Source organism: Nostoc sp. C110 (genome assembly GCF_043099725.1).
GTDB classification, from domain to species: domain Bacteria; phylum Cyanobacteriota; class Cyanobacteriia; order Cyanobacteriales; family Nostocaceae; genus Nostoc; species Nostoc muscorum_A.
The window spans coordinates 3,243,337-3,258,668 of record NZ_CP171148.1 but is presented as its reverse complement, the minus strand read 5'-3'; the positions used below and the strand labels follow the sequence as shown (position 1 = coordinate 3,258,668).

Annotated in this window: 11 protein-coding genes; 6 read left to right on the top strand and 5 right to left on the bottom strand. The window is 43.9% G+C overall.

Translation table 11 applies throughout. From position 1 onward, the window contains the following. Nucleotides 1–75 precede the first annotated feature (75 nt). Genes ACFFRD_RS19545 through ACFFRD_RS19535 form a run of 3 tightly spaced genes read right to left on the bottom strand, consistent with a single transcriptional unit; the run spans nucleotide 76 to nucleotide 5,602 of the window. The gene (locus ACFFRD_RS19545) at nucleotides 76–1,704 is read right to left on the bottom strand and encodes a flavin monoamine oxidase family protein (protein ID WP_392482819.1); all 1,629 of its coding nucleotides are present in this window, start codon (nucleotides 1,702–1,704) and stop codon (nucleotides 76–78) included. A gap of 28 nt (nucleotides 1,705–1,732) precedes the next feature. Next, complete coding sequence (locus tag ACFFRD_RS19540; protein WP_392482818.1) at nucleotides 1,733–3,652, bottom strand: thiamine pyrophosphate-binding protein; 1,920 nt, start codon at nucleotides 3,650–3,652, stop codon at nucleotides 1,733–1,735. Nucleotides 3,653–3,688: 36 nt separating this feature from the next. Next, on the bottom strand, nucleotides 3,689–5,602 hold the full coding sequence (locus ACFFRD_RS19535; protein WP_392482817.1) for a S9 family peptidase: 1,914 nt from the start codon (nucleotides 5,600–5,602) through the stop codon (nucleotides 3,689–3,691). 390 nt (nucleotides 5,603–5,992) lie between these two features. Between ACFFRD_RS19535 and ACFFRD_RS19530 the strand changes: the two genes are divergently transcribed. From ACFFRD_RS19530 to ACFFRD_RS19505, 6 genes are all read left to right on the top strand, one after another. Next, entirely contained in the window at nucleotides 5,993–6,340 is a 348-nt protein-coding gene (locus ACFFRD_RS19530; RefSeq protein WP_392482816.1) for a hypothetical protein, read from the top strand. A 672-nt stretch (nucleotides 6,341–7,012) separates the two neighbouring features. After that, nucleotides 7,013–8,377: a hypothetical protein gene (locus tag ACFFRD_RS19525; RefSeq protein ID WP_392482815.1), complete on the top strand. Its 1,365-nt coding sequence runs from the start codon at nucleotides 7,013–7,015 to the stop codon at nucleotides 8,375–8,377. Nucleotides 8,378–8,755: 378 nt separating this feature from the next. Continuing rightward, entirely contained in the window at nucleotides 8,756–9,154 is a 399-nt protein-coding gene (locus tag ACFFRD_RS19520; RefSeq protein ID WP_228058079.1) for a protealysin inhibitor emfourin, read from the top strand. A 140-nt stretch (nucleotides 9,155–9,294) separates the two neighbouring features. Then, nucleotides 9,295–11,190 (top strand): M20/M25/M40 family metallo-hydrolase, encoded by a 1,896-nt coding sequence (locus tag ACFFRD_RS19515; RefSeq protein ID WP_392482814.1) that lies wholly within the window; start codon nucleotides 9,295–9,297, stop codon nucleotides 11,188–11,190. A 249-nt stretch (nucleotides 11,191–11,439) separates the two neighbouring features. Next, complete coding sequence (locus ACFFRD_RS19510) at nucleotides 11,440–13,422, top strand: M36 family metallopeptidase (protein WP_163929420.1); 1,983 nt, start codon at nucleotides 11,440–11,442, stop codon at nucleotides 13,420–13,422. A gap of 208 nt (nucleotides 13,423–13,630) precedes the next feature. Next, nucleotides 13,631–14,167: a hypothetical protein gene (locus tag ACFFRD_RS19505; protein WP_392482813.1), complete on the top strand. Its 537-nt coding sequence runs from the start codon at nucleotides 13,631–13,633 to the stop codon at nucleotides 14,165–14,167. A 374-nt stretch (nucleotides 14,168–14,541) separates the two neighbouring features. Here the strand turns inward: ACFFRD_RS19505 and ACFFRD_RS19500 are convergent, their stop codons facing one another. Continuing rightward, on the bottom strand, nucleotides 14,542–14,868 hold the full coding sequence (locus tag ACFFRD_RS19500; protein WP_392482812.1) for an alternative oxidase: 327 nt from the start codon (nucleotides 14,866–14,868) through the stop codon (nucleotides 14,542–14,544). A 63-nt stretch (nucleotides 14,869–14,931) separates the two neighbouring features. Further along, nucleotides 14,932–15,282, bottom strand: a complete 351-nt coding sequence (locus ACFFRD_RS19495) for a cupin domain-containing protein (protein WP_392482811.1) — start codon at nucleotides 15,280–15,282, stop codon at nucleotides 14,932–14,934. Nucleotides 15,283–15,332: the final 50 nt, after the last annotated feature.

The window sequence follows — 15,332 nt, the reverse complement described above, 5'->3', positions numbered from 1 at the left end:
CAATTTAGTTTTTATTAGTAAATAAGATGCGTTTCTCGTGACCTTTTAAGTGGACATACAAGGGCAAAGTTTTGGCTATTTAATGGTCTGCTTTTTACGCTGTACTGTACTAGACAGTAAGGGGCTAATACCGAACTTTTCCAGCACCATGTCGGACGTTTGCAGTGCGCCTTCAACCCAACCCTGAGCGTCTGAATAGGCTTCACCACAGATGTAGAGTGAGCAATCAGTGCCGAGCGGTTGGATAATTTGTTGCTTCACCTCCCAACTTTTTACACCGATATTCCAACTATTCCATCCACCGCCAAACGGGTCATCACCCCAGTCGCGGAATGCGGCGTTCTGCACATCCGGTGTATAGTTGAGACCGTGGATAATCCCAAGCTGGCGTGCCACCTCCTCAACCATTGGTGCCGGTGCCACGTATTTGTCCCATTCGCTGTTAGACTGTTGCTTGCTTGTCCCCAGGTATGGATTTTTCACTAATTCTGCAACCTGCCGATGCGCTTGCCAAGCCTGATGCCGTCGTGGGCGGAGACCGTCCCAAAAGCCGATGTCTGTGCCATCATCATAACTTGCCATCAGCATCGATGGCCCCTCGGTGGCTGGTTTGCCGTCGTCCTTGGGCCAGTAATAGGTTTGCCGCACTGGCAGGTCTGTGACTGTTCGTCCAGACTCAACTGGAATGAACTTACCATCGTCCGTGTAGCCTGCTGCACGCCACCACGGGTTAGTATAGGTTGTGAAGAGCTTGAAGAGTGGGCGCGGTGTGACGCTGGTGATGAGGTGCTGAATTTCCAGCAGAGGCGGACTTGTAGGCACAAGCAGATCGAGTGAGCGGCGCGGCATAGCGAGGATCAATGATTTTGTAGCGATCGTTTCTCCTTGGATGCTCAGTTCAAATGTGGCGTTTTTCCAATCGAAGCCGTCGAGCCTAGTATTAAGCCGAATTTCGCCACCAGCTTTGGAGAAAAGCTGCGCTAATGATTTGGGTACCTCCTGAAATCCTTTCTTAAAACCCTTGTATTGCGGGTCAATGCCAAAATCGGAGAGATACCAGGGAATTGCATCAGCGGCATTCCAGTTAGTGAGTGTTGAGTTGTAGCCACCAGCATCGATGCCGAGCTCGTAAGCTTCGCCGCTGATGATGCGTATTAGCACGTTCCAAAAGCCTTGTTTCCAGAGCGGTGTTCCAGCAAAACTCGCGTTCTGCACCATCTCTCGGCGTTGAGATTCAGTAAGCTTTGGATTTGTGATTCCCGGTACAATCTGCTCAATCGCATTGATGATGATGCTGCCTGCTGTACCACCACGTTCTAGAAACGAGAGATGATACGGCACTTTATCCGGTTTGATAATGAAATCGGAAAGCCGGAGATAGACACCACGGAGATAGGCGATGTTTTGTGGTTGATCGACCGGAAAATCATACAACTCAATCTGCTGCTCTAGTGGGAGGACTTTATTAAGCTCTCCGATGAGCTTTGCGATCAGTGGTTGCACTGCTGGGAGGATACGCATCCCCCCAAGTTCCGCAACCATGTTTGAAATATCGGGCGGGCGCACTGAGAGCAAACGCCCCCCAATATAATCGCTCCCCTCGAAGACAACGATATTTTGATCTGGGTAGGCTTGTTTGAGCCGCCACGCACTATAGACGCCTGATACACCACCACCGACGATCGCAATATCGATTTCTGCCATGATTTGTCATCCTCTATTGGTGTTTGGTTTAAAAAATAATCGGAACATTCACCGCTGCGCCAGGAGCCTGCGTCCGCAAAAATGATTTTTCCGCCTGACGATGAAAAAAGTTGAGTGGCGGTTGTGCGGTATAGCGTGCAGACATCTGCTGGGTCAATGGCGTTGAGAGCGTGTCTTTGGCAGTTCGTACATCGAGGATATACGAGCGCCGGTTCTCCAATACATAATCGATGCCGCGCCGTACAGCAGAACTAACGTCCTGAGAAGTCTCTACAATCTCACCATCTTGACCACCGAAGGCCCTCGCCAGAGCTACAAAGTCGAGTTTTGGCTTCTCAATTCGCAGATACTCAGGGTCGTTAGTCTTCGGTTTCCAGCCATAGCCAGGTGCAGAGCTATATGCAGCGACTACCTGTTGCAGTCCGCTTTGCAGTGTTTGGTATTCCTGATTGTTCGTAATGATATAGAGTATGCCGAGTTCGCGGTGTGCCGCAGTCCACCAAGTTTGCGGATAAAACAGCGATGAGCCGTCACCGACGGCGTTAACGACCAGGCGCGTCTCGATGCCTTGCCAACCAAAGCTTTCGAGTTTAATTCCCAGAGAAGCAGGCATTGACCAGCCGAGGGAGCCGCCAGCTACGCAATAGTAGCTAATGGGTACGGCCCCATCATTGCCAAGTGGAAGAAAATACTGGAACGGTGCTGGATCGGAGACTGCCTCATGGACGTACACAAACTGTTTCTCCAGACCGCGCTCCTGAATCGCCTCGCGGAGCGCGTCAGCAATGACAACAGCCCAAATCTCATCTTTTGTTAGCGCTAGTTCCAAATATTGTTGCCACTGTTGATGTCGCTGAACATTGAGTTGTCGCAGATTCTCGTTGCGCTTTACCGCCTCTGCTGGGGGGTTCTGACGAACAAGGTTGTTGATCAGTGGGAGTGTTGTTTTGATATCGCCGAGAATTCCCACCTGGCTATAAGAGTTCTTGCCGATGTCCCAGGTGTTATTCGTCAAATAAATCTGCTGAACACTGGGGGGAATCAGAGGACCGTCGGAATACTTGAAGACTGTAATCTGAGCTTGAAGACCGAAGCCGCAGAAAAAGGCAACATCATGATCCTGAAATACTTGTTGCATTCCTAATTGGGTACCAGGGAGTTCTCCCTGCCAATGGAAGTCATCGTTGGGGAAATTCGCCACGCTACTGAAGGTCTGGAGTAGTACTGGTGCGCCCAGGAGTTCCGCGAGTTCCTGTAACTCTGGCCAAGCATTAGCATAGCCAACCGCATCACCAGCAATGATAATCGGGTTCCTTGCTTCTGCCAGCAGCAAAGCCGCTTGCTCGATTGTTGATGAGTCACCAGTGAAATGGGGCGATATCTGCGTGATCCCTGGAATACGATCTTCGGCATCAATGTGGCGCATTGTAAATTCCCACGGGATGGCGACCATTACTGGACCGTTAGGCGGCGCGATCGCCTCTTTGAACGCACGCTGTAAAACCAGCCCAATTTCCTCGGGTGTCCGAACCTCATGTGCCCATTTCGTATACTGCCGTGCCAGATCAACGAGGTTTGAGGCCAAGAGTGGCTCTTGTGTTACTAACTCATTTTGCTGCTGGCAACAAAGTATTACTAAGGGGACATGCGATCGCCAGGCGTTGAAAAGATTACCGATGCTATGAGCGATACCCGGTGTAACGTGGACAACAACAACGCCTGGTTTGCCGCTCATCCGTGCCGAACCCATCGCTGCACCGATGGCGATGTTTTCATGTAAACATTCAATGTATTGGACTTCATTTTCTGGATATGATGTGCCATCAATAATTGGAATTTCATTTGTACCTGGTACACCAAAAATGTAGTGAATGCCTATCTCACGCAGAATGTCGAAGATGTAGTCGCGAGTCCAGCGTTCTGGGTGTTGTATAGTCTTATTTGTCATATTTTATTATGTGGATTATGCCAAAACGGTAATAAATCAAAAACGCAAACCTGATTTTGTCAGCCATAGATCGAAGAAATACAGTTCCGCTTCTAGAGCGTGCTTGATGTTTTCTGCCTGCCGAAAGCCGTGCTGTTCGCCGTCAAAGAGAAAATAACCTACGGGAATATTTTTACCCCGCAACGCCTCGACAATTTTCTCCGTTTGGTTGGGAGGAACAATTCGATCTTCATTGCCTTGAAAAAATATCAGAGGCGAAGAGAGTTTGTCAGCATGATGCACAGGAGAGCGTTCTTCATAGAGGTCACGTCGATCTGGATAAGGGCCAATTAGCCATTCGAGATAGTGCGACTCAAATTTGTGCGTATCCCGAACCAAAAGCTCTAAATCACTAACGCCATAAAAACTGGCTCCTGTTTTAAAGAAATTGCGAAACGTTAAGGCGCTTAATGTTGTATATCCACCAGCACTTCCTCCTGTTATAGCTATCCGTTGGCTATCAACTAAATTTTTTTGAATGAGATACTTCGCTGCATTGATACAGTCATCAATATCAATAATTCCCCATTTTCCTTTCAGGCGATCGCGGTACTCCCTACCGAATCCAGTGCTACCACCATAGTTAACGTCAAGAATTGCGATCCCTCGACTTGTCCAAAATTGTTTTGACAAATTTAAAGTATCGTCAGATGCTGCGGTAGGACCACCATGACACATCACTAATAGAGGAGGTTTACTTCCAGCAGGTGCAATATACTCAGGATTTTTGGGAGGGTAAAAAAAGGCGTGTGCTGTCAACTCTTTCTCGGTGGGGAACTCAATAGCTTCAGAAGTAGAAAAATAAGGTTGCCATTGCTGGTTTTCTTGAGTAGACCGACGTAGGATTTCGACTTCGTAAGTCTTTAAGTCAATCTGAACTAGCGCCGAGGTCATAGTGGGTGAACCTGCAATAGCCACAACCTTTCTGGGTGTAGCATGAACAGCTGTGAAATAAGTGAACGGTGTATCGATAGGCTTAAGCAAACCCGTCAAAAGGTCAATGATTCCTAGTATCCACCTTCCTCCTTTTGCATAAGTGCAAACGATATGGTTGGCAGATACAAATGCATAGGTAGAAGTTCCAAACTGCCAAGGAGGCTGACCGAACTCAGCCTCATCCAAAAGAACTGGTTCAACTTTGCCATTCACAAATTTATAGAGGTTCCAGTAACCGCTCCGGTCAGAAATGAAGTAGAGTAAACCATCCGGCGACCACTTTGGTTGTAATATTGATTCTGCTGAACCACCTGCAACTTTTTGTGAGTTCTCCAGTTTCCCCTCATCTGTGCAATTAGCAATCCACAATTCTGTGGCTACCCAAGGCATATTTGGATGGTTCCAGGTTAGCCAGGCAATTTGCTTACCATCATGAGTCAGTCGAGGAGATGAATAAAAATCATTACCTTGAACTAGAGACTCCAATTTCCTACTGTCAGCAACCGCAACCGCAACAATAGAATTGACAGGCTCACCGAGTTCATTTGTGTGATCTTCTTGGATGCAGATAATTCGATTCCGAGCCACGTCGTAATCACCATCTGCGTATCGTTTTTTCTCATCAGGTGTCAATGGCTGGGGGGTGTTTATATTAGTTTGTCGATAAATCCGTTGATCGCTGAAGTTTGAGAAATATGTAATTCCGTCCTTCATAACAAAAGCACCACCTCCATTTTCGTGGACTAGTGTTCTAGCACTGAAACCCTTTGGAGTAATATCGACAATTTCGCCATTGGCAGTTCGTCTGACAATTACATATCGACCTTTTTCTGATGGTCGTGACTCGATCCAATAAACGTCCTTGCCATCTAACGCTACTTCTTGAATATTAATCGTTTCAGCAACGATAGCGTCAGCAGTAATAGGAGACTTCCAGAATCCATAGGGGGATTCCAGGGGTTGCGGCAAATCCATACTTGTAATTACTTATAGTATTTTTAACAAAAATTGCTGGGAAGTATCTCCCCATAGCAAATGTCGGATAACAATTTATTTGTCGTGTTATGAAATTAATGTCGTTAAACTTTTAAATTGATGTAATTTCCATCCCAGCTATGTTGTAGTACTTTGGATTCCTTAGAACAACGGCAGGTAAAAAAGACTTATGCTGCGTATAATGGGCTAATGCTTGATATTGCGTAACTTGGCAGGTGCATTGTAGAGCGGCACTAATGTGTTAACAACGACAAATAATTTGTTATTCGACAAAAGAACAAGCTCAATACATAGTTACTAATATTTTCAAGATTATCTGAATGCTATAAAAGTGAATGTAATAGTATAAACTTCTTTACAAAACGCGATGTGCGACTTATTCCCGCATTTCTCACAAGCCCTGCGATGGCTACGCCCGCCGCAGGCATCGCACTTTTCATAATCCTTACCCAGAATATGTTTCGGGCATTTTTAGCAGTTTATTTGTTGATGCAGTGTGAAAAACCAGAATCTAGATTGTATAAGGCTTTGAGAATTCTGGTGAGAAATCCGGGTATTGTTTCGTTACAAAAGGCTGGTGTACGAATGATTGAAAAGAAAAATCCCACAATCCTCATCTGGAGAGAGAAAATCGTCACCATGACTAGAATGAGGGAAAGATGCTTTCTATTGAAGAGTTTATCGTTGCCGTATTTTGTTGTATTGACAACTTGCTAATTGAAATCACCTAAATCTACCCAATAAAGAGACGAGGTTTGTCTTAATTAGTCTCATTTTCAGCAATACTATACCTTTGGCTTACTTATCCTCTAACTTTAGTTAGAGGATTAAGTATTTGAACTTATCATAATGAAATCATGTATCGAAACATGATTCAGATATCAAATACCCAATTTTTTAAGACTAGACATCTCCAGAAATGATATGAAGGCGAACAACCCTTCGCCCCCAATACGGTTCGGTTAAAGGTATTGGTTTTGAATACATCCTTTACCCAATACCTGCAAGGCCATTCCCCAGACCACACTCGATTGTGAAAAATGCTTATCCGAACCGTATTACGTTCGCCCCTACTAAGGATTTTGAGCAACGCAGAATCAATTATTCGGGATGTCTACTTAATAACTATTGGGAATTCAGAATGTTGCTCGATGAATGGGATAGCTTTCAGTCTTAAAGTTTTTCTATCTAACTGTGAGAATTCAATTACGGGCTTAACAATAGTTTTGGTTTTACTACTTATTTAGCTCCTAATTTTAATAGATAAAACTAGGATTTAGATATCTCTACAGATATTAAAAATCTTAACTGAAGCTAATCACTAACTACTACAGAACCAATACTTGATAATGCTTAAAAAAGCATAATGCCATATAAAGAGGGATAATTATGACCACTGAATCAGCGGCTAAACCAATCACTCACAAATTTGATAAATTCCAGACTCTTGCTACTGAAAAGGGAGCTGTTCGCGCTGTAGCAGAGAAAATGTTGGACTTGCCTGCACAAATAAATCCACCTATACTTGGTTCTCGCACGCGTATTTGGAAGCAAGATCCTTCTGTAACAGAACTAAAATTGCCAAGAACTGTTTATGTTCACACCGAAGTAAACGATGGGCCTAGTGACTCCCAAATTAGAATAAAGGGTGTTGTGCCTGTTCCTGCGGATGTTAATCGAGATTTTTTACCAGACCCTGCTGCAAATGTGGAAGCTTTCGATGCGGTACATACTTATACTGTCGTGCGTCAAGTTCTTACTTTCTACCAAAGAGTATTGAAGAAAAAGTTGAATTGGCAGTGGAGTCAAGATAATGGTGAGCAAGCAATCAATGTTTATCCTCATGCAGGAGAAACGGCAAATGCCTTTTATAGCCGTGAGGAAAAAGCTTTAAAGTTTTTCTATTTCACTCCCTTTAAAGATTCAAATTTAACCTCGAAAGTTTTTACTTGTCGTTCACTAGATATTGTTGCCCACGAAACTGGACATGCAATATTAGACTCGCTAAAGCCTGAATGGATCTTATGGGATGCGCCAGCACAAACAGGAGCTTTACACGAGTCATTTGGTGATTTGACATCCATCTTTTTGATTCTGTCTCAGTTGGATTTGGTCGAGTATATTGTCGCGGAGACGAAAGCAGATTTACATCAAAAGAATATATTGGCTGAACTAGCAGAGGAATTTGGACTGGCTTTTAACTTACGTAATGGGTTGCGAAATGCAGATAATAACTTAAAACTCAGTAAGGTTACTCCTGAGGTACATGACTTGTCTCAGGTATTTACAGGAGGAGTGTTCGACACTTTGGCAGATTTGTTTACATCACGCAGAGATCCCTATGTGCAAGATAGTGCCGAAGTTCTCTACCAAACTGGGAAATATTTGGGTGAGGTTGTGCTGCGTGCTATCATTGAGTCCCCAAACACTAATGCCAGCTTTGCAGATGTGGCTAATGCCATGATTAGAATTGCTCAAACAGACGGTAATCACGATTGCGCTAAATTTGTACAGAACAACTTTGAATTTCGGGAAGTTTTGGGACCAAAAGCTTTTGGGACTCACATTGATTTATCCAATTTTGGTATGTATCCTAGTCGTCGTTGCGCTTGTGGGACAATGCAGCATCCACAATATAGACCAAAGGCTGCTCATTTGAATGGCACTAACACAGATGGAATGAATGGTCAAGACACCATAAGCGTAGGAGAGCAAAGAAGCACGGGAGAAAGAAGAAGCTCCACGAGTATCTGAGTCGAATGTCATGAACAAAAGCTGAAATCTTTGCCAGGGCAGGGTGTAGGGAAGTTGTTGATTTGTAAGTATTATTTGGTTCTTCGTTTTTTCCCTTACATCCCTACCCCTTACGCCCGAAAACCAGCTATATTAAGGGTTTGTGTTTTTTAAGCGTGCCATTCGCATTTGAGCCAAAGGGATAAATTCTCTTCTTCCCCTCTGCTCCTCTCCAACCCTTACACTCATTACAGTACTTGCTTTTAGACTTAACTTAGTGCCATTCACTCCTCACTCCAATGGAAAAAATGACAAGCAAGCTTAATTTCCCCTCTCTTTGAGAGGATGGCAAGGAGAAGAAGCAAGTGTGAAGTATAAAGTGTATGACCGCTCTTCTGTATGAAGCATTTATTTTTATATCTTCTGTCTTTCATCCTTCTTCTTTTTCTTGCCAATCAGCCAATAAGTGAGGCTTACTCAACTATGAAAGTTAAGTTCGTTCAGTCAGGAGGATACGCAGGCTTGAGAAGGGGTTGTGAAGTGGATACAAACTTACTTCCAAGCAACGAAGCGGCTAAATTAAAGTCTTTAGTGGAACAAAGTGGCATTTTACAAAAAGCTAAAAGTAATCACGCGCCACATGCCCGCGACTTGTTTAACTACAACATTACTGTTGAAACGGCTGAGGGCGAGGAGTGCAATGTCTCATTTGATGACTTGAGCTTACCTGAAGGTATACAACCATTGCTTAACTATCTCCAAAGTTGTGCGTATCCACTTACGCCTAATGTGAATTAGGAAAAAAGGCAATCTTTGTCATAGTGGATGATTTGTATCAAAAGCAAGTAAAAAGTTTTTTAGCTTAAGTTTCTGTACGATTGCTACCAGAAAGCCTCATTTAATAAAGAGCATTGTAAATAATTTTGAGAAGTTAAATTATGAGTGAAAACACCCATAATGTTATTTTTTTTGACATAGGCGGTACTCTTGGATCTCCAAGAATTTCACCCTTTCCCTATCGCCTTGAAGGTTTAGATGTTTATCCTTATGTGCCTGATATACTGCGGCAGTTGCGTGAGCGCAACAGTCGCATCGGAATCATATCGAATATCGGCGATGATAAACCCGAAAACGTAAAGAGAGTGCTGGAAAAGTGCCAAATTTATGATCTTTTCGATTCTGATCTAATCATTTATGGTGCAAAAAACTCTTCAGAAATCTTTCAGTTTACAGCACGTCAAGCAGGCCATTCTGATACTCCAAACCAGTGTCTATTTGTTGGTGAGGATAGTCATGAGCGAAGTTATGCAATACAAGCTGGTTGGCGTGTAGTTCCACATCCTTGTCTAGTCTGGGACGTGCTTAATGGTAGCCATTTAAGGTATATTCGCATAACTGTCCCAAGCGATCGCAGTGAACAGGGATGGCAGCAAGTCATTAAATCTTTACCTGTTGTACCTTTGTATGTGACTGGTGACAAAGGAAATCAGGTTTATGCGATCGCCACAAGCCAAGCGGCGATGAGACTTGATGATTTGGGATTTGCAGTAGATCGCTTGGGTAGTGAAGACGATCCCCTGACTACAGAAGTTTATTTACTACGGGACGATCTTCAAAAAAGCACTGGCTTTCTCAACCCACAAGGAAGATCGACGGAATTTTTTGCTAATGATGAATCCTCTAAAATGGTTTTGGCTTCTTCAACCGAAGGTCTTTTCGTTGCCTTACCATCAGATCGCTCAGTAGAGGACTATCATTTTGAGAACGCCCAACACGGACATAATCTGAAACTGCTGCCCGATCTTAGTTTGCTCGAACCATTTGGAGAAGGTAATAATGCGAGAACTGCTGGCTTTTTAACCTCCCCTACCACTGAGCCATCCTTAATTCAGGCTGAATTAGACAAATTTAAAGCCATTACACCCGACAAAATTCGCAGCCATGTGGAAAGGTATGCAGGGATCAAACCTCTCAATGAGCAGCAGAGAATTATCAAAAGCCGACATATTCACAGTCCAGATATGCCGTTGGTTACAGAAGCATTAGCACAAGACCTAAAAAGCATTGGGGGAGATATTTTTAGTGTCAGAATGAATCAGTTTGTCCACGAAGGACGGGAGTTATACAACGTCGAGGCAGAAATTCAAGGCAGTCAATCACAGGAGATAGTTCTGGTCACTGCCCATTTAGATTCTACTGCTGCCAGCGATAGGCCTTACGATGCCAAAAATGATCCTGCCCCCGGTGCCGATGATGATGCAAGTGGAGTTGCTGCTGTCTTAGGGCTTGCCGAGGTCATCAAAGAGCTTAATTCCCTTAACCCATCTAAGAGAACAATTCGCTTTATCCTCTTTAATGCCGAGGAGCATGGCTTAGTTGGTAGCCAAGCTTACGCCAGAACGCAAGCGGCGATCGCTGCCCCCATTGTTGGCGTGTACCAGATGGACATGATTGGTTACAACATCGAAGCTCCTCGTTCCTTTGAAGTTCACGTTGGTTATGCAAAATGCGCCGACGTGCAGAGGCGATCGCTCGTTCTCGCCCAACGTCTTGAACGGCTAGTTTCTGTTCTTTCTCCCAGGCTAGAACATCCTCAAATCTATACCCAACCCGACCCTGCCGAGGGTAGGAGCGATCATGCAAGTTTCCATCAACGGGGCTACGCAGCTTGCATTACCTCAGAGGACTTTTTCGTTGGACCCGATCCAACATCACCCGAAGCTGAACCCAACGTCAACTATCACCGAAAGGAAGATAAGTTTGTGGATTTTGACTATGCGGCTGATATTGCCCGCGTAGTTGGCGCTGCTGCATGGGTGACAGCAAATGTTTAATTTGGGATCAGCCCATAGAAGGTTATTAAAACCTAGTAGTCTGCCAACCCAAAAATGCGCTTGTGAGGTCTGGGGAAAGGGGAAAGGGGAAAGGGTAAGGGATTTAAAACCTTTACCCCTGCCCCTTATCCCCACTTCGTGGGGGCCCCCCCTTTCCCTTTACCCCGCCAAGTTCACTTGGCGAACTACTAGTTTTTCCCTTGTTCTTTAACTTCTGCTTTCTCATTACAAAAAGGTTAGGTATGCACAATGGTACATTCTATTGACCGTCGTAATTTCAGCACAAATCGTGCGACTCAAACGCGTATTGATGAACTCAGCGAATTTGCGTCATCTGTCTCTAATCAATTGCCTGGAGACCATACTGTTAGTGTCGCTTATTTGAATTCACTCACAGGTACGCCCAACACTCTCGTTTCAAACAATGCCCCAAGCACAGATGGATCGCTGATTGATCGAGCGTTAAACTTTGTCAGCCAGACTAGTGCTGCTTTCGGATTTGCTCCCAGCGAACCAGTAGAATTCGTCCCTGACCCGACCATTGAAACAACTAGTGCTGATAGTCGCGCGGTTCACTTACAACAAACCTATCGCGGTATTCCTGTCTTTCAGATGGTTCGTACTGTTCGCTTTTCTTCTAACCAGAAGATTAATGAAGTCGTCGGAAATAACGTTAATCTCCCAACCGGGATTAATATTGCGCCGCAAATTGATGTTACCCAAGCCGTAACAGCTGCTGCTGGGTATATCGCTAACCCCAATGAAACTGAGGAAATAACAGACGGTTGGGGACAGTCAATAACCCCTATCAGCGTGGACTTGTCCGATTACAACCCGCGAGTGCTAGTTACTTTTCCCATGCCGAGTCAACCGACAGTCTTGGATAAAGGGCCTTTTGCTGACTTGATTTCCGCTCATCTGGTTCTTTTTTATCAAAATCCTGAGACACGTCTCGGATGGTACGTGCAGATTACTCTGCCAGATTATCAAGATCAATACGAAGTTATTATCTCAGCCGATCAATCTAACCCAGACATTCTTTACTGTCAAAGCTTAATGAGAACGGTTGTGGAGGGCAATGTTTATACAGAAAATCCCAGGACTACCCCACGAAGAATGATTCGTTTTCCCAGAGACTTGAATGAGTATCCTGTTCCAGTCCCCCAACCTCTGCCTCCTCAATTCCCTGGTGATTGGTGTACTAACAACCAGTCCGTTGGCAATAATACTATCGCGGCTCTTTGGGAGGAAATATTTCCAGGACGGCAAGAACGTGAAATTCAGAAACTTCAGGGGCAGGAGCAAAATGGTAATGTCGTGTTCAATCCTAACGACCCTGATGGACATGAACAGAAGATATTAAACATCTTCTACTTCTGCAACTATATGCACGATTTCTTCTACCTGTTGGGCTTCAATGAAGCAGTCGGTAACTTTCAAAAGATAAATTTTACAGGGGAAGGAACTGCTGGCGATCCGGTGGATGCTCGCGCTTTTCTTGGTACCGTTAGAGGAACAGCGAATATGTTAACCCTGGCAGATGGGCGAAAAGCCATTATGAACATGGGGTTGGTAGATCCTCCTGGTCGGCATACTGCTTTTGATGCAGATGTAGTCTTCCATGAATTTGCTCATGGCGTGACTAACCGTTTAGTCGGTGGTCGAATGAATAGTCCACGGGGACTCCAACAGCCTCAAAGTCGGGGAATGGGTGAAGGCTGGGGTGACTATTTTGCTCTGACGATTCAAAATTTCGGTAAGCCAGTTGAGAAAGTTGTCATAGGCGATTGGGTGACTGATAATCCAAGAGGTATCCGTCACTTTCCCTACAATAGCAACTTTCCCGATCGCTTTGGCAAACTTGGGACAGGGATCTACAACGAAGAACATAATATCGGTGAGATTTGGTGCGCCACATTAATGGAGATGAATCGCCAGATTGGGCATGCATTAGGCTCGCAAGAACGCGGTCATCAGATTGGCTGGCAAATGGTCGTTGATGCCTTAAAACTGTCTCCCTCTAATCCCAGTTTCCTAGATGAACGTGACGCAATACTCAGCGCACTTAATGACTTGCTTACGAAGGGACGCTTAACGAGTGACGAACACGCTAAGGTAAGAAAAGCTGTTTGGACAGTTTTCGCTAAGTTTGGCATGGGGGCTAATGCTGATTGTTTTGGGGCTTCGCTCAATGGAATTGTTGAGGATACTAGTCTGCCCACAGGCTTATAGATAAAGCGTAGGGGTAAAGGAGCATTTCCTGCCCCTACTCAATAAACCTCGACTTTATGCAATTACAAAATGTTCTTAGATTTCACCAAGTGCATCCCGTGCGGCTAACATATTTGTTTGTGACGCAACACTTTGGAGTTCCGCGATTGATGGAGTTCAGAGTCTTGAGATTTTCTGGAAAAATTTAGCTTACCTTCAATTGTAAAAAATGACCTTTAAATCGACAAAATTCAAATCAAAAATTTTGATTGTCTTGAGTTTGATTTTTATTTTCTTTATTAGTGTGATTTTGGCTAATAATCATGCCTTAGTAGTATATGTACCAGAAAAATTAAATACAAATCTTTTTTTAACTCATACATTTTATAATGAAACACGACATAACATGGTTAGTGCTGATTTTGGAGAGCAGTTTCAATTGAAAATTAGTGAAATTGCTAGTATAAACTCTGGAAAGTTTGAACTAACTTTACTAGACGTAACAGAAGATTCAAGATGTCCTTCCGATCTAAATTGTTTCTGGGCAGGACAAATACAAATTATTGTTAAAGTTTTAGTAGATAAGGAAGATTTGGGAAAATCAAATTTGATTTACAATGCAAGCCGGAGGGATTTAGCTATCAAAAAAATTGATAATTATTTAATAGAGTTTATTAAGGCTGAACCTTATCCCAAGAGTAATCAAAAAATAGAACTTTCAGATTATGTTTTTACTTTAGTAGTTTCTCTACTAAAAGATAATTAAGGAAGGTGTAGAATAACAAATTATTTGTCGTACTGGGTTGACAACACGCAGTCTTTAAAAAAGCATTACCACTTTTTAAAAATTGCAAAATTGTTGTGTTAACCCTGTTCTGTCACTTTCGGAAAACAATAATCGGAGCGAAACTCTGAAACTTTGATTTGATAAAGTTTTGAGCTTTTCTTTTCTAACAGAAACTAAAATTTATAGCCAAAAGCTGAAAAATAAAGCTCTCAAAGGCTTTCAGGCATTGGCTTCTCCCCAAGTGACAGAACAGGGTTAGCAGACCGCGAATTTTGTTCAGTTATACTGTTTCGCATCCTAGCCCTTTTTGTCCCACCGTAAGGGGTCGAGGACATCCAAGCGTGACTAGTTTTCTAAAACCTAATGATGTGCTTGTAGGGGATAGAGCTTTTTGTGCTTATCCGGGCAAGGTAGCGATTGTACCAGCGATCGTACCCACCGAGGGATTCGGCAATCAGCAGATGGTGCAGTTCATTCCAGAACTCTGCAAAATGCACTTTTAGCCAGTCAGATTTGCACCACCAGCCCATCGTTTCATAGAGGTGTAAAACGGAGGTGAAAGCAAAATAGGGTACACGGGCAACGGTTTCTAGTACAAAAAATCGTGCAAAGACGCGATCGCGACCCTGATAAAAAGTATTCAACAAGGCTTCCAAAAAATTAACGAGCAGTCGAATCATGATGTTTAGTGTCTTAGTTTTTTGAAGCGATATCCTGCATGAGCTAGAGTGAATGCGTCTAGGTCAATGTTTGGAGTTGGCAACCTGTTCAGAAAGCGTCAATAAAAAGGCGAGGTTAGTTGCTGCTTTAAGCGCGTGGCGTGCGTTGGCGGGTATAAAAGCAAAGACTCCAGATTCTAGAACAATCTCTTGATCTTCCAGCGTCAGCACGCCTTTTCCTTCAATCACATTCACAGTCGCATTGCGAGGATTGGTATGTTCTGCAATGGTCGATTCTGCCGCCAGAGACATCAGCGTATAGCGGCAGTTTCCATCTTCTAGCAGAACCTTACTTTTAGCTCCATGCTGGGGATACTCAATGATGTCCGCCCAACGAATTTTGGTTATCTTCAATGAGAGTATGCTTGTAGTCATGGGATGTTTCCTTTGTTGCAGAGAGATTAATTTGAGCGACAAAGACACTT